Source organism: Caulobacter sp. FV1ye6ST (genome assembly GCF_058681225.1).
In genome coordinates, this window is sequence record NZ_CM178733.1 from 2,031,424 (window position 1) to 2,053,481 (window position 22,058).

Below are 22,058 nucleotides of genomic sequence, written 5' to 3' on the forward strand. Positions count from 1 at the left end.
GGGGCGTTCTTCCTCCCACGTCCAGGCCAAGGATCTCCCATGCTGCCCTGTCGCTTCTCCCCTTATTTGCGCCACGCAGCCCTTGGCCTGGCGGCGCTGCTCGCGAGCCAGTCGCTCGCGGGCGGCGCAACCGCCCAGACCGCTTCGCCCGTCAGCAAGGAGAAGGTCCAGATCTTCTTCGACAACGACTTCCTCGGCCCTGGCCAGAGCAACATCCAGTCGCTTATCCCGCTGCTCCGGGACGACCGGGTCAAGCTGCTGGGCATCGGCGTCGTCACCGGCGACGCCTGGCTGAAGGAAGAAGCCGCGCACGCGCTCCGCTTCCTCGAAATCGCCAAGCGCCCTGAAACCCCCGTCCACCTGGGCGCGCAGATGCCGCTGATCCGCACCCAGGCCGAGATGGCCAACTGGGAGGCCCGCTACGGCAAGGTGCCGTTCAAGGGCGCGTGGAGCACGCCGCGTCCGGGCCGCACCTATCACCCACAGGATCCCGACCTGATCCCGCCGATGCCCGAGGGCGAGCCGAAGCTTAAAGCCTCCGACGAGGATGCGGTCCACGCCCTGATCCGCAACGTCCGCGCCCATCCTGGCGAGGTGACGATCGTCAGCGCCGGCCCGCTGACCAACATCGCCCTGGCCCTGCGCATCGCGCCCGACATCGCGCCGCTGGCCAAGGAGATCGTTATCGAGCCCGGCAAGCTGGACACCGCCGTGGCGCGGGTGACCGGCAACACCGACTACGCCACCGACTTCAACTTCATCTTCGATCCCGAGGCCGCGCACATCGTGCTGACCGCGCCTTGGAAGAAGATCACCGTGATGGGCAACGTCACCGCCGCCGCGAAGGCGACACAGGAGGTGGTTGATCGTATCGGCGCGTCCGGCACGCCGGTGGCCACGTACGTCAAGACCTACGCCCGCATCGGTCAGCCCCTGTGGGATGAGATCACCGTGGCCGTCGCCATCGACCGCTCACTGGTCACCGAGGAGCTGGTAGCGCGGATGGACGTCGACACCTTCGCCGGCCCGTCCTATGGCCAGCCGGTTGTCTGGAAGTCGGACATGGCCCCCAATGCCGGCGAGCGCGAGGTCCACATCGTGCGGGCCATCGACGTGCCGCGCTTCGTCGAGACCTTCGTGGGCCTGGCCTCCAAATGAGCCGCCTTCACACCTTCCTCGACCGCCGCTTCGCCCTGGACGCGCGCGAGACGACGATCAGCCGCGAGATGGTGGCGGGCCTGACCAGCTTCCTGGCGGCCGCCTATCTGATCGTGGTTATTCCGTCGCTGCTGTCGACCGGCGGCATGGACCGAGGCGCGGCGACCACGGCGGCGATCCTGGTGATGGCTCTGGGCAGCCTCCTCATGGGGTTCTACGCCAACCTGCCGTTTATCGTCGGCCCTGGCATCGGCGGTTCGGTGATCCTGGGCGTGACCTTGGCCCACACCGAGCATGTGCCGTTCGCCACCGGCCTGGCCATCGCCATGACCTCCGGCCTGCTGTTCATGGTCCTGACCCTGACCGGCGCGCGAGAACTGGTCGTCAAGATGATCCCGCCGCAGATCAAGCTGGGCCTAGGCGCCTCGATCGGCCTGTTCATCGCCATGCTGGGATGCCGCGACGCCGGCATGGTCGCCGTCAACGCCAAGACCCTGGCCCTGAAGCTGGGCGACTTCTCCCAGCCCGGACCCGTGGTGGCCCTGATCGGGTTGGCCGTCGCCTTGGCGCTGCAGGCGCGCAAGGTCCCCGGCGCGGTGCTGGCCGGCATCGCCGCCGCCGCCGTGGCGGGCATCCCGCTGGGCCTGACCAAGCTGCCGCCGAGCCTGCTTTCGCTGCCGCATGGCCTTGGACCAGTCGCCCTGCAAGTCGACTTCGCCGGGGCGTTCAGCCTGGCGGCTCTGCCCTATGTCTTCGCGTTCTTCGCCGGCGAGTTCTTCTCGACCCTGGGCACCACCCTGGCCATCGGCGCCAAGGCGGGGCTGACCGACGCAGAGGGTAACCTGCCGGGCATCGAGCGGCCGTTCCTGGTCGATTCCTTCGCCGCCGCCGTGGGGCCGCTGATCGGCGTCCCGGCTGGCACCGCCTTGGTCGAATCCGCCGCGGGCGTCGAGGCCGGAGGCCGCACCGGCCTGACGCCGGTCACCGCGGCCGTGCTGTTCCTGGGCGCGCTGTGTCTGCTGCCTCTTGCCATGGCGATCCCCAAGCAGGCTACGGCGCCGGCGTTGATCCTGATCGGCGTCTCGATGCTGGGCACCGTCCGCCACCTGCGCGGCGAGGACGTCACCGATCTCTTCCCCGCCATGGCCATGGTGCTGCTGACCCTGATCTCCAACAGCTTCGGCACCGGCATCGCCGGTGGCCTGCTGGTCCACGTCATCGTTCAGGTGCTGGCCGGCAAGGCGCGCGAGATCCCGATCGGGCTGTTCATCCTGACCATTCCGCTTGGCTACTACTTCTACACGGCCGCCACGCACTGATGACCGACTCCATCCACTCCATCGGAGCCGTCCCCGCGTCCACGCTGGGGCGCCAGACGACCGACGCCCAGCGCGCGGTGTTCCGCGCCCTTCCCAAGGTCGAGCTGCACTGCCACCTTCTGGGCTCGGTGCGGCGCGAGACCTTCACGGACATGGTCAGCCGTCGCGGCGCGCCCATCACCGAAGCCGAGATCGCCGCCTTCTACGAGCGGGGCTCCAAGCCCGTTGGGGTGCTTCGCGTGCTGCGCGCGCTGGAGCGTCACCTGCTGCTCGAACCAGACGACTTCCGCCGCATCACCTATGAGTACCTCCATGACGCGGCGACCGAGGGCGTCCGCCATGCCGAGTTCTTCTGGAACCCGACAGCGACCGTCCGCGACACCGGCCTGGCCTATCGCGAGGCCCAGGCCGGTATCCTGGCGGGCATTCGCGAGGCGCGCGCTGATCTCGGCGTCAGCGCGCTGCTGATCCCAAGTATTGACCGCGAGGCCGAGGCCTCCAGCGCGCTGGAGATGGTCGAGCTGATGCTCGATTGCCGCGATCCCGCCGTGCCGGGCATCGGCATCGACTACCGCGAGAACGACCGCCCGCCCGAGCTCTTCGCCGAGGCCTACGCCCTGGCCCGTCGTAACGGCCTGAAGGCCACGGCCCACGCCGGCGAGTTCGGCATGCCCTGGACCAACGTCCAGACCGCCGTCGACCTGCTGAACGTCGACCGGATCGACCACGGCTACACCATCGTCGACAATCCGGACCTGGCCCGGCGCTATGCCGAGCAAGGCCTGGTGTTCACCATCGTGCCGACCAACTCCTACTACCTGCGCACGCTGGAGCCCGAGCGGTGGGCGATCGACCATCCGATCCGCGCCATGTCGGCTCTGGGCCTGAAACTGCATCCCAACACCGACGACCCGACCTTGCACAACGTCACCCCCGGCGGCGCGTGGGAGCTGATGCACAGCCATCTCGGCTACGACATGGCTGACCTACGCGCGATGATGCTGAACGGCGTGGACGGTTCCTGGGCCGACGACGATCAGAAGGCCGAATGGCGCGCGCGCTGGCCGGCCGAGTTCGACGCTCTGGTCGCGACGACGGATTGGCCCGGTCCGGCGGTATTCGCCCAGTGAGCGGGCTGACGGCGGCGATCATTCGGCAAAGCCGCGCGGCGGCCGTCGACATCCCGCCCGCCACGCTCGACATGGCGGGACTCTGCGTCCTCGACTGGTTCGGCCTGGCGATCGGTGGAGCCAAGGAGCCCGCGACGCGGTTGATCCGCGAGGTGGCGCTCATCGAGGGCGCGGCGCCGGCAGCCTCGGCGGTCGGTGGGGGAAAGCGCTTCAGCGCTCGTCAGGCAGCCCTGGTCAACGGCGTGGCCGGCCACGCGCTGGACTATGACGACGTCAATCTGGCGATGCATGTCCACCCGACGGCGGTGATCCTGCCCGGATTACTGGCCCTGGCCGAGGCCGAGGGGCTGTCGGGCCGCGCGGTGATCGAGGCCTTCGTCGCCGGCTACGAGGCCGCCGGCATGATCGGGACCCTGATCAGCGCCAGCCACTACGCACGCGGCTTTCATGCCACCGGCACGATCGGCGCGTTCGGGGCGGCGGCGGCCTGCGCGCGCCTCCTGGGTCTCGACGAGGAGGCCACGGCTCGCGCCTACGGTCTGGCCGGCTCCCAGGCGGCGGGGCTCAAGGCGCAGTTCGGGACCATGGCCAAGCCGCTGCACGCGGGGCGCGCCGCCGAGGCCGGGGTGATGGCGGCGCTGTGGGCGCGCGCGGGCGTGAGCGCCCGGACGAACATCCTGGAGCATCCGCGCGGTTTCGCCGCCACCCAGAGCGATGGGCTGCCGGCGGAGAGGCTGCGCTGGGACGGCTACGCCTTGGACAAGAACCTCTTCAAGCACCACGCCGCCTGTTTCGGCACGCACGGGACCCTGGAGGCGATCGGAGCCCTGCGTCGCCAGGGCTTGGTCCCCGAGGCCGTTCGCGCGATCCGCCTGAAGGTCGACGCCGGCGCCGACGCGATGTGCAACATCGCCGAGCCCAGGACTGGGCTTGAGGCCAAGTTCAGCCTGCGCTTCAACGCCGCCCTGGCTCTGCACGGCGTCGATACTTCGGACGTGGCCGCTTATGCCGATCCCACTGTCCAGCGCGCCGAGCTGCGCGCCGTCCGGGCCATCACCGAGGTCGAGTTGGCGCCGGGCGGATGGCCCGAGGACGTCACGGAAGTCACCGTCGAGACCCGCGATGGCCGGATGCTGATGGCGCGCCACGACGTCTCCAAACCCGCCGGTGATTTGAACCTCCTGAGAGGGAAGCTGCGGACAAAGTTCGTGAATCTGGTCGAACCTCGCCTTGGCGCTTCGCAGGCGAAGGACCTGATGAGCCACGTCGAGACCCTCGCGTCGAACGAGGATCTCGTCAGGTTGCTAGCGGTCGCATGCGCGGACGTAGGCCCCTAGGCGGCTGAAGCCCGACGCCGCGTCCGGCTCGCTTCGAACACGGCGAGATAGGCGTCCGCCACGGGCGTGATCCGATACGCCCCAACCGCCGCGATCAGAGCCGAGGGTTCTGGCGGCGCAGCGGAGAGTTCGGCTTCGAGCGCCCTGGCGAGGCCGTCCACATCGCCCGGCGCCGCGACGCGTCCGCGCCCGGGCGTGTCGAGAAGGTCCCGGACCGCTGGCGTACAGTCCGTGGCGACGACCGGGCGGCCGCGCCCCAGGGCCTCGACAATGACCGCGCCGAAGCCCTCGTGCCAGGAACTGAGCAGCAGCAGCCGCGCGCGATCCAGCCATGGCCCGATGTCGGGGGCGTAGCCGGCGAAGGTCACGCGATCGTGGATGCCGAGCCTGTCGGCCAGCGCCTCCAGTTCCGCGCGCAGCGGGCCATCGCCGACGAAGGCCAGGCGGGCTTCAGGATCGGCGATCTTGGCGAAGGCCTTCAGCGCAATGTCGTAGCCCTTTTCCGGCGCCAGGCGCCCGGCCGCGACGATCAGTTTGCCGGAGGCGATATCCGCCTGGTGGACGGTGTCGTCGAGCGCGGGCAGGGGGATGGCGGTGGCGATGCGGCGGCCCAACAATTTGTCCGTCTCGGGAACGGTCCGCGGCGACAGCGTCACCATCGCGTCGACGTCGCGTAGCCGGCGGCGAGCGTAGGCTTCGAACGTCCATTGTCTCAAGCCCTTGCGGCCATGTTTGAAGATCGGGGAGCTGACCTGGGCGACGATGGCCGGACGGTCGCCGCCCAGGCTCTGGGCTACGGACCGGCAGACCGACCAGTGGAAGTTCCCCGGCACGAACAGCACGTCGGCGGCGTGGCGGCGCAGATGCTCGGCCACCGCGCGACCCAGGCGGATCCGTGAGCCGAAGCCGCGCGGGATCGGCGGAGCGCATTCAACCAGCTCGACCGCCTCTGACACCAAGTCGGCCTGGGCGCCCGTCGCCGAGCCGCACAGCAGGGTGACCTGATGGCCCGCCCGAGCCCAGGCGTCGGTCAGGCGCAGGGCGACGCGCTCGGTGCCGCCCACGGGCAGGTCATGCAGAACGACGATGATCTTCACGTCAGGCGACCGCTCGCTTCAGGCGCTGCACGATGGCCGCGCCTCGCGCCGCGAACTGCTTGGCGCCGAACCGCGTTTGGACTCGGGCGCGCGCGGCGAGGCCCATGCGCGCCAGGCGCTCCGGTTTCGACAGCGCTTCAGCCAGGGCGGCGGCCAGCGCGGCAGGGTCGCGCGGCGGTACGAGGAAACCCGTCTCGCCGTCGACGATGCTGTAGGGCAGCTCGCCGACCGCCGAGGCCAGCACTGGCAGGCCCGCCTGCATCGCTTCGTGGGCGGCGACGCAAAGGCCCTCCGAACGCGACGGCTGCAGGTAGAGGTGCAAGGTCGCCAGGAAGCTGGGCGGATCCTGGCTGAAGCCGACGAACTGGACGTTGTCGAGGCGGGCCGTCGCCCTTTGGGCTTCCAGCCGCGCGAGCTCGCCGCCATCGCCGGCGATCAGCACCTCGAACGGCGTGGCGGGCCTGAAGCCCTGGGTCTTCAACTGCGCCAGGGCGTCCAGCAGGACGTCGTAGCCTTTTACCGGGTGCAGCCGGCCCAGCGCGCCAAGGCGCAGGATCTCGCCGGGGCGCCACGGCAGGGCTTGCGGCGCGTTGGCGTTGACCGAGAAGATCGGCCAGCAGACCAGCTTGTCCGGATCGGGCGCGATCCGCTCGGCGGTCAGGGCGGTGACGCTCTCGGAGTCACCGATCCACAGCGCCGAGGCCGAACGACGCCAGCGCAGCAGCGCCCGGTTGGCGGGCTTGAGGAAGGCGGCGTGCTGCCAGCTGACCACCGGCTTGCCCAGCCAGCCGCCAACGATCTGGCCCATCAGGGTGGCGCGGGTCAGGGAGGTCCAGACGACGTCGGGCTTCCACGCCTTCAGCTCGGCGTGCAGCCAGCGCAGCGCGGTGAGCTGTTGCTTTTCGCTGGCTGGACAGACGCGCACGTCCAGGCCGGCCGCCTCCATGGCGATGGCGCCGCGACCGTCGCGGCGGCTCAGGGCGAAGACCGCGACCTCGGCGCCCTCGTTGCGCAGCACCGTGGCGATGGCGGGCACGGGCGACTGGGCGCCGCCGCCTTCGACGGAGTTGATCACATAGGCGATACGCATGTCAGGCGGTCATACTCGGGCGGCCATGTTAGGCGGTTCGCGGCGTGCTCGCGGTCGAGCGGGCCTGGGTGGCCAGCGCCGCTGCCAACAGGGCCATGGTCAGCACCGCCTGGGCGACGATGCAAGGGCCGATGGCGCTCTGGCCCCAGGCCGGCAGGGCGACCGACAACAGGGCGATCAGGCCCAGGCTCCCCGCTAGGTTCATGCTGGCAGACAGGCTGGGACGGCCCAGGGCGGTCAAGGCGGCGCTGAGCGGCGGGGCGCAGAGCAGGAGAGTGCGGGCGATGGCCAGCCACAGCATCAGCCCGCCGGCCGCGGCGAAACCGTCGCCGCCCATCAGCTTGGCGAAGGTGTCGCCGAACAGGCCGAACAGGATGCAGACTGGGACGGCCACGGCCATGGTCACGCCGCTGGCCTTGGCGATCGTCGAGATGACCAGCGCCGTCTGGCCCTTTGCCGCCAGCTTCGCCAGTTCGGCATAGGCCGCCTGGCCCAGGCTCTGGGCGGGCTGTGCGATCACGGTGGTGGCGCGCTGGGCAATGGCGAAGAGGCCCGCGGCGGTCGGGCCGCCCAGCCAGCCGATGGCCAGTGGTGTCACGCGCGCCGCCAGTTCCGCGAAGGTCACATCGGCGTTAGCGCCGAGCATGAAGCGGACGATGCCCGGGTTCTCGGCCCTGACGCCGCGCAGGTCGATGCTCATGGTCAGCTCGCGCAGCGAGGGCGGCATGGTGGCGAAGGCCATGATCCACATGACCGCCCACTCCAGCACCGCCGCGGCCAGCCAAGCCCACAGGAAGCCGACCAGCCCCCAGCCGCCGGCCCAGGCGACGACGGCGCCGATCAACCGCACGACGGGCGGGACCAGGCTGTGGGCGCCCAGCAGGCCGAATCGCCCGGTGACCTGCAGGTAGCCGGCGGCCGTGGCGCGCACGGTGGCCAGCACCGCCAGGCTGTAGGGCAGGCTCAGTTCGATGGCGCGCGGCGACCAGCCGAGCTTGGCGCCGATCCACGGCGCCAGCAGCGCCGCGACGACGACGGCGACAACGCCACAGGCCAGTTCCAGCGCCGCGGCGCATTTCAGCAGGCGGGCCAGCCGTCGCTCGTCGCCGGCGAGCAGCGCTTGCGCGCCATAGCGCACGACCGCGTGCCAGCCGGGGAACTCGATGATCCCGCCGACGGCCAGCACATAGGTGTGGACCAGCACTAGAATGCCGTAGTCCCTCGGACCCAGGGCATGGGCCGCCAGGGCGATATAGACGAGGCTGATGATCCCGGCCCCGGCCTTGCCGCTGAGGAGACGAAGCGTATTGCCGAAGATGCCGCGCAGCGCGCCGCGATCCTCAGCCATAGGCGACACGGGCGAAATCGGCGATCGGCTGCAGTAGCGGCGCGGCCAGGCCGGCGAAGGTCGCCACAGCGCGCGCCGCGCGGCGCGCCGAGGGCTCTTCGGTCAGGTCGAAACTATTCTCGAACTGCTCGCGCTGGACGTGGCGATAGCCGTCGGCGTGGTCGGCGGAGGCCGTCTCCAGCGCGCTGCCAAGCTGGTCGACGCCGTTGATCACGCGGCCCAGGTTCCAGTGATTGAAGTTCTTGTCATCCCGCCAGTCGTGGCCTTGCGGGTTCAGGAAGATGCAAGGCCGCGAGCGCAGCAGGAACTCATAGACCTGGCTGCTGGCGTCGCCGAGATAGATGTCGGCGGCCTGGGTGTAGGCCATGGTGGTCGAGGCGCGGCTGCCGAGGTCGATATGGATGTTCGGCGCGTTCAGGTGGCGCGCCTCCATGCGGCCGGGACGGTCGATGCGCAGCTTGTCGACGCTGATCGTGAACGGGCGCTCGAACAGCATGACGTGCGGCGCGAAGATCAGTTGGTACTCCGGATGGTCGACGAACCAGTCCAGCACCTGGCGGCCGACGGTGAACCATGACGAGAGATGCGGCGAGACGTGCGGGTTGTACAGCACCAGCGGACGCCCGTCGTTCGGCAGCGGCCGCTCGGGGGTGGCCGAGGCCAGGTCGAACTTCGGATAGCCGACCACCGAGATCGCTTCCGGCTTCACGCCGGTGTCGCTGATCAGGCGCTCGCGGATCTTCGGGCCCGAGACCAGCACGTGGTCGAAGAGGGCGCTGGCGGGGTCGAAGCCGACGGCCCGGTCGCCGGCGCCGTGGCGGGTGTGTACGATCTTCAGGTGATCCAGGCCGAACTGGGTCTTGAGGATCAGCGAGGTCTTCTCGGCGACCACCAACACGTCGACCGATCGGAAGAACTCGAGATTGTCGCGGTAGAACAGCAGTTTTCCGGCCGGCAGAAGGCGTTCCAGCATCCGGTGCGCCAATTGACTGGACTTGCGCGTCAGGCCGAGTTCCACGACGGGCAGGGCGGGCCTGCCCCCGCTGAGACGGGTCACCTCGGCGGTCAGTCGGGCGTTCGACGTCGCGATGACGATCTCGGCGTCGAGATTGGCGTCCAGCATCGCCAAGGCGATCGGCAGGCTGTGAGCCACCTGATGAACTTGGTCGTGATTGAAGAGGAAACAGATCCGCATACGACTCTGACGCCGCCGATCGAACGGGGCCGTAACGGATATTTCAATATTGTGACCGCGGCGTCTCGCCGCGCGGGGCGGGAAACGCTAGGCCGAGCGCCCGGCCTTCGCCTTGCGCTGGCGGATCTTGCGGGCGACGTCGATCGCCAGACCGTGGGGCGAAGCCTTGATCCACTTGGCGTCGAACAGGGTCACGGGTCCGCAAGCGGCCAGGGTGTGGCGCCCGCCGGTGTAGCGACCGGCGTTGGCGGGGGCTTTGAGCATCGCCGTCGCCTCGGCGTCGAAGTGGTCCGGTGTCAGGACGTTGATGACCAGCAAGCGCAGGTCGCCGCCATAGGTGCGGGTGCAGTCCTGGACCGGCAGATGCAGGCGGCCCTCATGGACGAAGGGCGTGCCGCCGGGCCGACTGCTGCTTAGGTCGATCCGCACCGGATTGCCCGGATGGGGCGTCCAGGGACCTTCGAGGCGGTCGGCATGGGCCAGATGCAGCTTGCCCTGCTTGTCCCGTTGGTCGCCGTCGGGCGAATAGGCGCACCACCAGCGGCCGTCCCACTGGAAGAAGGTCGGATCGATGGCCGGAGTGTCGAAGGCGATCTTCGTCACCGGCTCCCAGGTGTCCGGGAAGCGCTTGGCGCGGTAGAGCGTGAAGGTTCCCGACCGGTAGGCCTCTGGCGTCATCCAGGTCTCGCCCTGGGCCTCGAACACCACGGGGTAGGAGAGGTGCCAGGGCTCGCGGATCACCGTGCTCCGGCGGGCCGGCCGGTAGTCGGCGTCCAGCTCGATATGATCGATGACGCCGTGACGCGTACGGTAGTCATAGGCCTCGGCGAACAGATGCAGGCGGCCGTCGCGCCATAGGCCGAACGGGTCGGCCAGGAAGGTGTAGGACGGCTCCTCCGGCAGCCAGCGCACCGGCGCGGCATGCAGTCCGCCGGCCGCGGCGACTTCCTGGATCGAGCTTTCGATCACGCCGACGCGCCAGATATCTGAAAACAGGGGCATGCTCCTGCGCTAGCGCGACGTCGCCCCGATTGGCAAGCGTCGGCTTAGCGCTCGGCGGAGCGCAGGCCTTGGGCTAGGGACTGCGCGGCGATCGCGGCCTGGGTGCGGTTGTGGACATTGAGCTTGCGCATCAGCGCGGTCATGTGCGCCTTGACCGTGGCCTCGGCGATGCCGAGGTCATGGGCGATCTGCTTATTCAGCAGCCCCAGATTGACGCCCTCCAGAACCTTCATCTGGGTCGGCGTCAGCGCGCCGAGCCCCGTCTCGATGTCCCGGTCCGATCTGCGGATATCCATCATGGTCATGCGGCAACCCCTCTGTCTCTTCCCCTGACCTCCGTCTTCGGAGGCGCGGCTACCGGTTTTTCTCGCTGCCGTTCTTGAGTCGGCCGGTCCGGTTCGCTGATTTCGGATGTTATCGTTATCTGTTGGACTAATTCAAGAGATTTCAGAGATGTGAGCGTGAACATCGCTTCGGATCCATGATATCCATGAAACCTGTCATACAGCTTTTGACTGTATGGGCGATAGTTCGGCGCAGAGGTTGGCCTCAAGACGCGAATGGCCCGATGGTGGCGTGAGACGAGGGGAGACTTATGAGCGAAGGCCGCCTAGCCGACCGGGCCTATACGGGCATCGTCGAGATGATCAACAGCGACGGCTTGGAGGTCGGCGACCGGCTGCCGTCGGAAGCACGGCTCGCCGAGATGTTCGGCATGTCGCGCACGGTCGTGCGTGAGGCCCTGGTGCGTCTCGCCGCTGACAGTATCACCGAGGCGCGGCGCGGGGCGGGGTCGTTCATCAAGAACCGGCCTTCGGACAAGCTGAGCGCCTATATGCCGCTATCCGAGCTGCCCTCGACCATGGGCAGCTATGAGGTGCGCTTCGTTCTCGAGGCCGAGGCCGCGCGACTGGCGGCGGTGCGGCGATCGGCGGAGGAGATGGCGAGCATAGAGGCCGCGCTTTCGAAGCTGCGCACGGCCCTGATGTCCAGCGCGCCGGCGCACGCCGAAGACATGGAGCTGCATCGCCAGATCGTGCTCGCCACGGCCAACCCCGCCTTCCTGGTCGCGTTCGAGGCGTTGGAGGCGGATGTCGACCGCATCATGCGGGCCGGCGTCGACATCTCCCGCTCGCGGCCGCCGGAGGCGATCGCCGAGATGATGCGTGAGCACGAGATGATCGTCGAAGCGATCCGGGCCCAGGACGCCGACGGCGCGGCCCTGGCCATGCGCTGGCATCTATCGCGGGGGAGAAAGCGGCTCATGCCCTAGGCGCGCGGCGCCGAGCGGTCGCACCGCCGTTTCCAGCCAGGTCTGGCTCAGCGCGCGGAGGCGTTCGGGCGAGGTGACGGCGTCGAGCGTGAGGATGGCTTCTTCGGGGGCCGGGCGTTCCATAGTGGCCAGCTGGCTGTCCAGCAGACTGGCCGGCATGTAGTGGCCCGCGCGCTGGCTGATGCGGCGCAGAAGCTCGTCTGGCTGGGCGTCCAGAAGGATGAAGCGTGTGGGAGCGCCGACGGCCGCGCGCAGCCGCTCGCGATAGTCGCGTTTCAACGCCGAACAGGCCGCCACGACGCCGCCTTGCGTCGTCAGCGTCTCGCCAATGGCCGCGCCCAGCCGATCCAGCCACGGCCAGCGATCATCGTCGACCAGAGGCTGGCCCGCTCGCATCTTGGCGACGGCGCTTGCGTCATGGAACGCGTCGCCTTCCAGAAAGGGGCAGTCCAGCGCGCCCGCCAGCAGGGCGCCCAGGGTCGACTTCCCGCAACCGCTGACGCCCATGACGACAACGGCGAAACCCGCGGAGCGTGCTGGGCGCGATGGCGGCAAATGGGGTCCCCGACCGGACGGTGTCGAAGATCGACACGCCACGGCTGATTTTCTAGCGGTGTGTCGGCGGGCCGTAACTACGACCATGGTCGCGGTGGTCGCCGACGCCGACGGCTCTATCACTAGTCCCAAAGTAGATTTGGGAAGCAGCATGAGAGCGATCCTGTTGTCGGTGATCCTGGTGGCGGCGTGCCCCATCGTGGCGGAGGCCGCGGCTTCGACCTCCTTCCTGCCCCAGGCGCCAGACGATCCCAAGGCGATCACGGTCAAGGGCGTGGGCGATGGCAAGGCCGACGACACCGAAGCCGTCCAGAAGGCCATCGACGCCGCGCGCGACGGGACGGGGCATGGCCTGGTCTTCCTGCCGTCGGGTCGCTATCGCATCAGCCGAAGCCTGCTGGTGCCGCCGGGCGTCCGCGTTTTCGGCGTTGGTCCGACCCGTCCCGCCTTCGTGCTCGGCGCCAATACGCCGGGCTTCCAGGAGGGCGTGGGCACGATGATCGTGTTCACCGGCGGCGACCAGTATCAGGTCGGCGCCATCCCCGTGCCGGTCCCGACCGTGCGGCCCGCGACCGCCAAGGTGCGCGACGCCAATTCGGGGACCTTCTATTCGTCGATGAGCAATGTCGACATCGAGATCGGCGACGGCAATCCGTCCGCCGCCGGCGTGCGGTTCCGCATGGCCCAGCACGCCTTCCTGAGCCACATGGATTTCCGCCTGGGTTCGGCGTTCGCCGGCGTCTACCAGGCCGGTAACATCATGGAGGACGTCCACTTCCACGGCGGCCGCTACGGCATCGTCACCGAGAAGACCTCTCCGGCCTGGCAGTTCACCCTGGTGGACTCGACCTTCGACGGCCAGCGCGACGCGGCGATCCGCGAGCACGAGGTCGACCTGACCCTGGTCAATGTCGCGATCAAGAACACTCCGGTCGGCATCGAGATCGACAAGGGCTACAGCGACAGCCTGTGGGGCAAGAACGTCCGCTTCGAGAACGTCTCCAAGGCCGGCGTCGTCATCTCGGCCGAGGACAACGTCTTCACCCAGGTAGGCTTCGACAACGCCGTGGCGTCCAATACGCCGGTGTTCGCGCGCTTCCGCGATAGCGGCAAGACCGTGGACGGGAAGGGTAAGGCCTATCGGGTCGCGAACTTCACCTACGGCCTGACCCTGCCGGGCTTGGGTCACGTGGGCGAGTACAAGACGATTTCCGATATCGCGCCGCTGAAGGCGCTGCCGGCCGCCGGCGCGCCGGCGCTGCGGGCCGCGCCGCCGATCGGCGAATGGACCAACGTCAAGACGCTGGGCGTCGTGGGCGACGGCGCGACCGATGACACTGTCGCCCTGCAGAAGGCGATCGACAGCCACCGGGTGCTCTATCTGCCGGTCGGCTTCTACATGGTCAGCGACACGCTGAAGCTCAAAGCTGACACCGTGCTGATCGGCTTGCATCCCGCCCTGACCCAACTGGTCATTCCCGACGGTAATGCCCGCCATGCCGGCGTCGGGATGGTGAAGCCGATCCTGGAGACGCCCAAGGGCGGCGACAACATCCTGTCCGGCATCGGCCTGTTCACCGGCCGTGTGAACCCGCGCGCCTCGGCGCTGCTGTGGCGGTCGGGCGAGAAGTCCCTGGTCACGGACGTCAAGATCATGGGCGGCGGCGGCACGCCCACCGCCGACGGCAAGCCGCTGGGCCCGGCCCAGGCCCGCAGCGGCGATCCCGTGGCCGACGGCCGCTGGGACGCGCAGTATCCCAGCATATGGGTCACCGACGGCGGCGGCGGCACCTTCGCCAATGTCTGGAGCCCCAACACCTTCGCCTCGGCCGGATTCTACATCAGCGACACCAAGACGCCGGGTCACATCTACGAGGTCTCGGTCGAGCACCACGTGCGCAACGAGTTCGTGCTCGACAATGTCGAGAACTGGGAATTCCTGGCGCCGCAAACCGAGCAGGAGGTCGGCGACGGCCCCGACGCGGTGTCGCTGGAGATCCGCAACTCGAAGAACATCCTGTTCGCCAACTATCACGGCTACCGGGTCACGCGCTCCTACCACCCGGCCGAGACGGCGGTGAAGCTGTTCAACTCGACCGACATCCGCTTCCGCAATGTCCACATCAACGCCGAGAGCGGCGTGGCCCTGTGCGACACCATCAGCTGCGGGACCTATCTGCGGGCCAGCAAGTATCCGTTCGAGAACGCCATCCAGGACAAGACCCGCAAGCTGGAGGTGCGCGAGCGCGAGTTCGCGGTGCTGGATATCAAGGCCGACCAGCCAGCCCCGCCGCCGGCCAATCCGAATGTCAGGAAGCTTGAGACCGGGTTCTGGTCGATCTCGGGCGCGACGGTGGGGGCGGACGGGGCGCTGTACTTCGTCGAGAAGCGGTTCCAGCGGATCTATCGCTGGACGGCGGCCAAGGGTCTGGAGATTGTCCGCGACAGTTCGCTGGACCCCACGAACCTGGCCGTTGACCGCTCGGGCAACCTGCTGGTGGTGTCCTCGCTTGGGCCGCAAGGCGCGGTCTATTCGATCGATCCGAACGGTCCCAAGGACCAGATGACCCTGATCTCGCCGACGGAGGTGGCGCAACGCACCGGCGCCAAGACGCTGCTGCCCGTCAACTGGTGGAACAACGGCGAGTTCCGCGACGAGTACGATCCGGTCAAGGGAGAGTTCACCACCCTGGCCGAGATGTTCGCCCGCGATGTCGGCGCGCCCAAGGCCCAGGAATATGTCTCGCCCGACGGCAGTGTGTCGCTGCCCGCCTTCCGGGTGTGGCAGCAGGGGCCGCCGGACCACGTCGGCTGGCGATGGTCCGACAGCCTGCAGACCCATGGCCTGATCGGCGGCGCGGTCGGCGAGCGGTTGTTCTTCACCAACGGCTCGGAGAACAAGACCTACAGCGGCCAGGTCGGCGCCAGCGGGACGCTGACCGACCTGAAGGTCTTCGCTAATCGCGGCGGCGAGAGCGTCGCGGTGGACGCGCTGGGTCGGGTGTTCGTCGCCAATGGCCAGATCTTCCAGTACGGCGCCGATGGTCAGCCGACCGCTCGCATCGACGTGCCCGAGCGGCCGCTGCAACTGATCTTCGGCGGGGAGGGCGGCAAGACCTTGTTCGCCCTGACCCACCATTCGCTCTACGCTGTGAACCCGTAGGTCGGGTGAGGGAGGCTGCCATGAAGCAATGGCTTGTGTTGGGCGCGGCTTCGATCGCGCTGAGCTTGGCGACCGGTCCTGCCTGGGCCTCGACCTCGGTGCTGGCGACGCTCCCGGACGACCCGGCCGCCATCGTGGTCAAGGCCAAGGGCGACGGGAAGACCGACGACGGCGCGGCGATCCAGGCGGCGATCGACGCGGCGGCGGTCAAGCCGGGAGGGGGTCTCGTCTTCCTGCCCTCGGGGCGCTACCTGATCACCAGGACTCTGTTCCTTTGGCCGGGTGTGCGGGTGTTCGGCGTCGGCGCCACGCGGCCCTTGATCGAGCTCCCCGACGCCACGCCGGGATTCCAGAAGGGCGTGGCCAACATGGTGATCTTCGCCGGCGCCAAGCGCGATCCGGCGGGCCGTCCGGTGGCCTTCCCGCCGCCGGGCAGCGTGCCGTTCGACAAGGACGTGCCAGACGCCAATCCCGGCACCTTCTACAGCGCGATGAGCAACATCGACTTCAAGATCGGCAAGGGCAATCCGGCCGCGACGGCGATCCGCTTCCACGCCGCCCAGCACGCCGTGCTGACCCACATGGACTTCGACATTGGTTCAGGGTTGGCGGGCCTCTACCACGTCGCCAACGAGGCCGAGGACCTGCACTTCAAGGGCGGGCGCTATGGCATCCTGGCCGAGAAGCCGTCGCCGGCCTGGGGCTTCGTGCTGCTGGACTCGACCTTCGAAGGGCAGCGTGAGGCGGCGATCCGCGAGCACGAGGCCGGCCTGACCCTGGTCAATGTGGCAATGAAGGACACGCCCGTCGGCATCGAGATCGACAAGGGCTATGGTGACTGGCTGTGGGGCAAGGACGTCCGCTTCGAGAACGTCTCCAAGGCGGGCGTCGTCATCTCCAACGAGGCCAACGTCTACACCCAGGTCGGCTTCGAGAACGCGGTGGCGTCCAACACCCCGGTGTTCGCCCGCTTCCGCGACAGTGGCAAGATGGTCGCCGGCAAGGGGGCGACCTACCACGTTTCCGCCTTCAACCACGGCCTCACCGTGCCAGCGCCCGGCGAGATGGGCGAGTATCGTACGAACCTCCAGGCCGAACCGCTGAAGGCCTTTCCCCAGCCCAAGGCGCCCGCGATCCGGGCGCTGCCGCCGACCGCGGACTGGACGAATGTCCGCACGCTCGGCGCCAAGGGCGACAACGCCACCGACGACACCGCCGCGATCCAGAAGGCGATCGACGCCCATCGCGTGGTCTATTTCCCGACCGGCTTCTATCGCGTCACCGACACCCTGAAGCTGAAGTCCGACACCGTGCTGATCGGTCTGCATCCCAGCCTGACCCAGATCGTGCTGCCCCATGGCACGCCCGCCTACCAAGGCGTCGGCGCGCCCAAGGCGCTGGTGGAGTCGGCCAAGGGCGGGGACAACATCGTCTTTGGCCTGGGCCTCTACACCGACGGCGCCAATTCGCGCGCCACGGCCCTGCTGTGGACGGCCGGCGCGACCTCGATGGTCAATGACGTCAAGTTTCAGGGCGGGCACGGCACCAACCTGTTCGATGGTACGCGGTTCATCCCCTACAACGCCAACGGCACGGGCGACGCCGATCCGGCCAAGCGGTGGGCGGGGCAATATCCCAGCCTGTGGGTGACCAATGGCGGCGGCGGGACGTTCTCCAACGTCTGGAGCCCCAATACCTACGCCTATACGGGCATCTACGTGTCCGACACCACGACGCCGGGCCACGTCTACCAGGCCTCGGTCGAGCACCATGTGCGCACCGAGATCACCCTCAACCGCGTCGCCAACTGGGAGTTCCTGGCGCCTCAGACCGAGGAGGAGGCCGGGGAGGGCGAGGACACCGTCTCGCTGGAGATCCGCGACTCCCACAACATCCTGCTGGCCAACTATCACGGCTATCGTGTCACCCGGACGCGCAAGCCGGCAGCGGCGGCGGTGCGGGTCTACAACTCGCACGACATCCGGTTCCGCAACGTCGCGGTCAACGGCGAGAGCGGCCTGGGGACCTGCGACGAGAACGGCTGCGCGACCTTCACGCGCCTGACCAAGTATCCGTACGAGAACGCGATCCAGGACGTGACCAACGGCCTGGAGGTGCGCGAGCGCCAGTTCGCGGTGCTGGACCTGCCGGCCGTCTCGAAGCCGGTCGCGCCTTCGGTCTTCCGGGCCGGCGCGACGGTGGAGAAGCTGGCCGACGGCTTCTATTCGCTGGGCGGCGGGGCCGTCGACGCGGCCGGGACCCTGTACTTCGCCGACCGCAAGCATCAGCGCATCTATAGCTGGTCGGACGCCCGAAAGCTGTCGATCGTGCGCGACAACACCCTGGATCCGGTCAACCTGGCGGTCGACGCCTCGGGCGACCTGCTGGTGCTGTCGTCGGACGGCCGCAACGGCTCGGTCTACAGCTTCAAGCCCGGTAGCCCTGACAACGCGGTGACGGTGATCGCCGCCACGCCGACCGCCGACCATTCCGGCGCGGCGACCGTGTTGCCGGTCAACTGGTGGAACAACGGCGAGTTCAAGGACCAGATCGATCCCGAGACCTACCAGTACCAGACCCTGGCGGAGCTTTTCGTCCGCGACATGGCCGTGTCCAAACCGAAGGAATATGTCTCGCCGGACGGCAGCCTAGTTCTGCCTGCCTATCGCGTCTTCCAGCAGGGGCCGCCGGACTATCGCGGCCTGCGCTTCTCGGATTCGCTGGACACCTATGGCTTCACGACGGCGAAGGCGGGGCAGCGGGTCTTCCTGGCCAACAGTTCCGAAAACAAGACCTATAGCGGTGTCGTTGGGAAGGGCGGTTCGATCACCAACCTGAAGCCGTTCGCCGACCGTGGCGGCGAGAGCGTCGCGACGGACGCGCAGGGTCGCGTCTATGTCGCTAACGGCCAGGTGTTCGTCTACGGGCCCGACGGCCAGGAATTGGGCCGCGTCGACGTGCCCGAACGGCCGCTACAGCTGCTGTTCGGCGGCGCCGACAAGCAGACGCTGTTCGTGCTGACCCACCACGCGCTCTACGCGGTTCGCCCCCGCTAGGACGCCGAAGACGGACGACGATAGGCCCGGAACGCTTGGCGTTCCGGGCCTTGTCTTGCGTGCGATCCCAGCGCCGGGAGCGCATACGACCATGGTCGTATAGTTAGCGGTCCCATCGTCTGACACAGTCCCCCTCAGATCATCGAACGATGGTCTCAATGAAAAATGGGAGGGTGTAGGATGAGCGCTGTCGGTAGTCTGCGGGGGCGATCGCCCGTTTTGAGCATGTTGCTCGCGACCAGCGCGGTCGCGATGGTGATGGCGGCCGGAGCAGCCAACGCACAGACGGCGCCGGCCCCGGCAACGGGATCGTCCGACGCGACCGCTCTGACGGAAATCATCGTCACCGGCACGCGGATCCGGTCGACCGGCTTCACCGCGCCGACCCCGACCCAGGTGCTGGGCCAGGCCGACCTTGAGCGCGCCGCCCAGCCGAACATCTTCACCGCCATCACCCAGCTGCCATCGCTGCAGGGCTCGAGCGGCGCGACCACCGGCACGTTCAGCACATCGAGCGGCCAGCAGGGCCTGTCCTCGTTCTCGCTGCGGGGCCTTGGCACCATCCGCACCCTGACCCTGCTGGACGGCCAGCGGGTCGTGCCGGCCAACGTCACCGGGGTTCCCGACATCAGCCTGTTCCCCCAACTGCTGGTCGAGCGGGTCGACGTGGTGACCGGCGGCGCCTCGGCGTCCTACGGCTCGGACGCTGTCGGCGGCGTGGTCAACTTCATCACCAACAAGAAGTTCGTGGGTTTCAAGGCCAACGTCATGGGTGGCGTCACCACCTATGGCGACAACCACCAATGGCTGGCCCAGGTCGCGGCGGGCAAGAACTTCATGAATGATCGCCTGCACGTGCAGGTCAGCGGCGAATACGACTGGGAAGAAGGCGTTCCGGCGGGCGGCTTTGGTGAAGACGCACCCGGCAGCCGTGACTGGTACACGACCGCCACCCTGGTCAATCGTGGCGTCACCAACGACGGCTCGCCCCAGTATCTCTATCGTGAGCACGCCCAAGCCTATCAGTACACCAAGTACGGTCTGATCAGCGCGGGTCCGCTGCAGGGCACGGCCTTCGATCAGGCCGGCAACCCGTTCCAGTTCCAGTACGGCAGTAACGGCGTGCCGACCAAGGCCGCCAACGGCGCGGTCACCGGCTGCTACTCCAACGGCGGCTTCTGCGTCGGCGGCGACCTATCGGGAAATGTCGGCGTCGGCACCTCGCTGCAGTCGAGGATCAAGCGGATGGGCAGCTACGGTCGCATCGGCTACGATCTGGACGACAAGAACGAGATCTACGCGACCCTGAACGTCGCCCGCGTCGAGAGCAGCAACCAGCCCAATCCGGGCGGCGCCACGACCAACCTGACGATGTCGTGCTCGAACCCGTATCTCCCGGCCTCGGTCGTGGCCGCCTGTGCGGCCAATAACATCACGACCTTCAGCTTCGGCACCAGCAACGCCCTGCTGCCGCGAAACATCAATGTTCACCCGACGCGGACCCAAGTCCGGGCAGTGATCGGCGCCGACGGCCGGTTCGACGCCCTGGGCAAGGAATGGCGCTACGACGCCTACTACACCCACGGCCAGAACACGACGAACATCCACGTTCGCGATATCCTGCTGATGCCGCGTTATCGCGCGGCCATCCAGGCCACGACGGTTGGCGGCCAGATCGTCTGCGCCGACCCGATCGCCCGCGCCAACGGCTGCGTGCCGATCAACATCTTCGGCGGCAAGGCGCCCAGCGAAGCGGCCCTGGCCTACATCACGCCCACGAACGGCCCCTATCAGCACTCGGTGCAGAAGCAGGATGTCGCCAGCGTCAACTTCAGCGGCGAGCCCTTCTCGCTGTGGGCCGGTCCGGTGTCGCTGGCCTTCGGCGGCGAGTGGCGCAAGGAGCAGTACCACGTCCAAGGCGACCCCTATGGCGATGGCAATACCGACTCGCCCAACACCGCCGACTATCCCGCCGATCCGGTCCTGACTCCGTCGGGCGCCAATTGGTTCGCGGGCAACTACCACTCCGGCGCCGGCAAGTACTCGGTGAAGGAAGCCTATGCCGAAGTGAACATCCCGCTGGTCAATTCGGAAGCCGTGGGCAGGGCCAATCTCAACATGGCCGGCCGCTGGACCGACTACAGCACCTCGGGCACCGTCTACACCTGGAAGGTCGGCGCCACCTGGGACACGCCGATCGATGGCGTCCGCCTGCGGGCCGTCACCTCGCGTGACGTGCGCGCGCCGAACCTGTCGGAACTGTTCGCCGCGCCGGTCACCACCACGCTGCCGAACTTCACCAACCCGTTCACTGGCGGCGCGCTGACCGTTCTGCAGAACGTGGTCGGCAACCCGAACCTGAAGCCCGAAATCGCCAAGAACGTCACCATCGGCGCGGTGCTGTCGAACCCGCAATGGCTGCCGGGCTTCAGCGTCTCGGTCGACTGGTACAACATCGTGCTGAACGGCGGCATCTCCAGCCTGGGCGCTCAGCAGATCGTCAATTTCTGCTATGCGGGCCTCACCCAGTTTTGCGGCGCCTTCAACTTCACGCCAGCTCAGGGCACGGCCTTCGTCAACTCCCAGACGTTCAACCTAGCCTCGATCAAGACCAGCGGCTTCGACATCGAGAGCAGCTACCGCTTCGAACTGCCCAGCGTGCCCGGCCGCTTCACGGTGCGGGGCCTGGCGACGAACACGCACAAGTTCGTCACCAACCCTGGCATCCCCGGCGCGATCGCTGTCGACTCCGCCGGCCAGAACTCCGGCGCCACGCCGGACTGGAAGTTCCTGGCCATCCAGTCCTGGGACAACGACCGCTTCGCCTTCAGTGTCCAGGAGCGCTGGTTCAGCGATGGCCGGTTCGGCGGCACGACGACCGACTATGTCGAATGCAAGGCTGGCAGCTGCCCAGTCTCGACCGGCACCAACCCGACCATCGACTACAACCACATGAGCGGCGCGACCTATGTCGACATCAGCGCCTCGTACAAGTTCGGCAAGGGCCTGCAGATCTACGGCAAGGTCGACAACCTGCTGAACCGCGATCCGACGCCGTCGCCGCAGACCAATACGGGCCTGGACGCCAACCCGGCGCTCTATGACCTGCTGGGCCGCTTCTACCACGTCGGTCTGCGATACAGCTTCTAGTCCGCATCTCCGCCTCTCCTTCCCCTGGGCGGCCTCGCCCGGGCCCGGAAGCGGCCAAGCGCCGCGCCGTGGCTCGGGCGTCTTTCTTTGCGCTACAGATTGAGACCGGTGGAGTCGCCCAATAGCGGCTACAGACGGTAGATCGAGTGGATGATTTCGGTGACGACAGCGATCAGCTTAGGGGG

Annotated in this window: 15 protein-coding genes; 8 read left to right on the forward strand and 7 right to left on the reverse strand. The window is 68.0% G+C overall.

Translation table 11 applies throughout. The annotated features are described in order from the left end of the window. Positions 1-39: 39 nt before the first annotated feature. The 4 genes from ACW175_RS10090 to ACW175_RS10105 are packed head-to-tail and all read left to right on the forward strand — an operon-like array spanning position 40 to position 4,944. Positions 40-1,158 (forward strand): nucleoside hydrolase, encoded by a 1,119-nt coding sequence (locus ACW175_RS10090; protein WP_492104350.1) that lies wholly within the window; start codon positions 40-42, stop codon positions 1,156-1,158. Then, the gene (locus ACW175_RS10095; RefSeq protein WP_492104351.1) at positions 1,155-2,477 is read left to right on the forward strand and encodes an NCS2 family permease; all 1,323 of its coding nucleotides are present in this window, start codon (positions 1,155-1,157) and stop codon (positions 2,475-2,477) included. The genes ACW175_RS10090 and ACW175_RS10095 overlap by 4 nt, the downstream gene beginning before the upstream one ends. Next, positions 2,477-3,607 (forward strand): adenosine deaminase, encoded by a 1,131-nt coding sequence (add, locus tag ACW175_RS10100; protein WP_492104352.1) that lies wholly within the window; start codon positions 2,477-2,479, stop codon positions 3,605-3,607. Before ACW175_RS10095 ends, add begins: the two co-directional genes overlap by 1 nt. After that, positions 3,604-4,944 (forward strand): MmgE/PrpD family protein, encoded by a 1,341-nt coding sequence (locus tag ACW175_RS10105; RefSeq protein WP_492104353.1) that lies wholly within the window; start codon positions 3,604-3,606, stop codon positions 4,942-4,944. Before add ends, ACW175_RS10105 begins: the two co-directional genes overlap by 4 nt. Here ACW175_RS10105 and ACW175_RS10110 read toward each other — a convergent pair. The 6 genes from ACW175_RS10110 to ACW175_RS10135 all read right to left on the reverse strand — a co-directional run bounded on the left by ACW175_RS10110 (position 4,941) and on the right by ACW175_RS10135 (position 10,981). Continuing rightward, positions 4,941-6,041 carry a glycosyltransferase gene (locus ACW175_RS10110; RefSeq protein WP_492104354.1) on the reverse strand — a complete coding sequence of 367 codons (1,101 nt, stop codon included), beginning with the start codon at positions 6,039-6,041 and terminating at the stop codon, positions 4,941-4,943. The two genes, ACW175_RS10105 and ACW175_RS10110, sit on opposite strands and share 4 nt — an antisense overlap. A 1-nt stretch (position 6,042) precedes the next feature. Continuing rightward, complete coding sequence (locus tag ACW175_RS10115; protein WP_492104355.1) at positions 6,043-7,131, reverse strand: glycosyltransferase; 1,089 nt, start codon at positions 7,129-7,131, stop codon at positions 6,043-6,045. Between the two features lie 28 nt (positions 7,132-7,159). Then, positions 7,160-8,479, reverse strand: coding sequence for a lipopolysaccharide biosynthesis protein (locus ACW175_RS10120; protein WP_492104356.1), 1,320 nt, complete (start codon positions 8,477-8,479; stop codon positions 7,160-7,162). After that, a complete protein-coding gene (locus ACW175_RS10125; protein ID WP_492104357.1) occupies positions 8,472-9,674 on the reverse strand; it encodes a CDP-glycerol glycerophosphotransferase family protein in 1,203 nt (400 codons plus the stop codon). The genes ACW175_RS10120 and ACW175_RS10125 overlap by 8 nt, the downstream gene beginning before the upstream one ends. Before the next feature lie 87 nt (positions 9,675-9,761). Further along, positions 9,762-10,676: a glucosamine inositolphosphorylceramide transferase family protein gene (locus tag ACW175_RS10130; RefSeq protein WP_492104358.1), complete on the reverse strand. Its 915-nt coding sequence runs from the start codon at positions 10,674-10,676 to the stop codon at positions 9,762-9,764. 44 nt (positions 10,677-10,720) lie between these two features. Next, positions 10,721-10,981, reverse strand: a complete 261-nt coding sequence (locus ACW175_RS10135) for a response regulator transcription factor (protein ID WP_492104359.1) — start codon at positions 10,979-10,981, stop codon at positions 10,721-10,723. Between the two features lie 290 nt (positions 10,982-11,271). Between ACW175_RS10135 and ACW175_RS10140 the strand changes: the two genes are divergently transcribed. Further along, positions 11,272-11,949, forward strand: a complete 678-nt coding sequence (locus tag ACW175_RS10140; RefSeq protein ID WP_099577286.1) for a FadR/GntR family transcriptional regulator — start codon at positions 11,272-11,274, stop codon at positions 11,947-11,949. Here ACW175_RS10140 and ACW175_RS10145 read toward each other — a convergent pair. After that, positions 11,917-12,456, reverse strand: coding sequence for a gluconokinase (locus ACW175_RS10145; protein WP_492104360.1), 540 nt, complete (start codon positions 12,454-12,456; stop codon positions 11,917-11,919). The two genes, ACW175_RS10140 and ACW175_RS10145, sit on opposite strands and share 33 nt — an antisense overlap. A gap of 199 nt (positions 12,457-12,655) precedes the next feature. Between ACW175_RS10145 and ACW175_RS10150 the strand changes: the two genes are divergently transcribed. From ACW175_RS10150 to ACW175_RS10160, 3 genes are all read left to right on the forward strand, one after another. After that, the gene (locus ACW175_RS10150; RefSeq protein ID WP_492104361.1) at positions 12,656-15,667 is read left to right on the forward strand and encodes a glycosyl hydrolase family 28-related protein; all 3,012 of its coding nucleotides are present in this window, start codon (positions 12,656-12,658) and stop codon (positions 15,665-15,667) included. A gap of 20 nt (positions 15,668-15,687) precedes the next feature. After that, the gene (locus tag ACW175_RS10155) at positions 15,688-18,723 is read left to right on the forward strand and encodes a glycosyl hydrolase family 28-related protein (protein ID WP_492104362.1); all 3,036 of its coding nucleotides are present in this window, start codon (positions 15,688-15,690) and stop codon (positions 18,721-18,723) included. Positions 18,724-18,903: 180 nt separating this feature from the next. After that, the gene (locus ACW175_RS10160) at positions 18,904-21,873 is read left to right on the forward strand and encodes a TonB-dependent receptor plug domain-containing protein (RefSeq protein ID WP_492104363.1); all 2,970 of its coding nucleotides are present in this window, start codon (positions 18,904-18,906) and stop codon (positions 21,871-21,873) included. The last annotated feature ends 185 nt before the right edge of the window (positions 21,874-22,058 follow it).